Origin of the sequence: Halalkalibacter lacteus, from assembly GCF_036663595.1 — a bacterium.
Taxonomy (GTDB): Bacteria; Bacillota; Bacilli; order Bacillales; family Bacillaceae_D; genus Halalkalibacter; species Halalkalibacter lacteus.
Window position 1 is genome coordinate 1 of the sequence record NZ_JAWRVL010000475.1, and the last position, 233, is coordinate 233.

The window sequence follows — 233 nt, forward strand, 5'->3', positions numbered from 1 at the left end:
GGCGATTGTGGCGAAGTGGTTAACGCACCGGATTGTGATTCCGGCATTCGTGGGTTCAATTCCCATCAGTCGCCCCAAAAATTTCATTGGGCTATCGCCAAGTGGTAAGGCACGGATTGTGATTCCGTTATGCGTTAGTTCAAATCCAGCTAGTCAAGCCAATGCGGAAGTAGTTCAGTGGTAGAACACCACCTTGCCAAGGTGGGGGTCGCGAGTTCGAATCTCGTCTTCCG

2 tRNA genes are annotated in these 233 nt (G+C 51.5%); both read left to right on the top strand.

The window, feature by feature from the left end:
- The first annotated feature begins 1 nt into the window (after position 1).
- Positions 2–77: transfer RNA gene (locus tag SAZ04_RS23065), tRNA-His, on the top strand.
- Between the two features lie 9 nt (positions 78–86).
- Positions 87–161, top strand: a tRNA-His gene (locus tag SAZ04_RS23070).
- The last annotated feature ends 72 nt before the right edge of the window (positions 162–233 follow it).